Annotated in this window: 1 rRNA gene; it reads left to right on the top strand. The window is 52.3% G+C overall.

The annotated features are described in order from the left end of the window. Positions 1–465: ribosomal RNA gene (locus PGH32_RS24575) — 16S ribosomal RNA — on the top strand; the annotation flags it as partial.

A 465-nucleotide genomic window follows, 5' to 3' on the forward strand; every position in this document is an offset into this window, starting at 1 on the left:
CCTACGGGAGGCAGCAGTAGGGAATTTTCGTCAATGGGGGGAACCCTGAACGAGCAATGCCGCGTGAGTGAAGACGGTCTTCGGATTGTAAAGCTCTGTTGTTAGGGAAGAACGACCTGTATAGGAAATGATTCAGGAGTGACGGTACCTTTCAAGAAAGCTCCGGCTAACTACGTGCCAGCAGCCGCGGTAATACGTAGGGAGCGAGCGTTGTCCGGATTTACTGGGTGTAAAGGGTGCGTAGGCGGAAGAGCAAGTCAGTAGTGAAATCCATGGGCTTAACCCGTGAACTGCTATTGAAACTGTTCTTCTTGAGTGAAGTAGAGGTAGGCGGAATTCCCGGTGTAGCGGTGAAATGCGTAGAGATCGGGAGGAACACCAGTGGCGAAGGCGGCCTACTGGGCTTTAACTGACGCTGAGGCACGAAAGTGTGGGTAGCAAACAGGATTAGATACCCGAGTAGTC

The sequence above is a fragment of the Erwinia sp. SLM-02 genome (assembly GCF_037450285.1).
GTDB lineage: Bacteria > Pseudomonadota > Gammaproteobacteria > Enterobacterales > Enterobacteriaceae > Erwinia.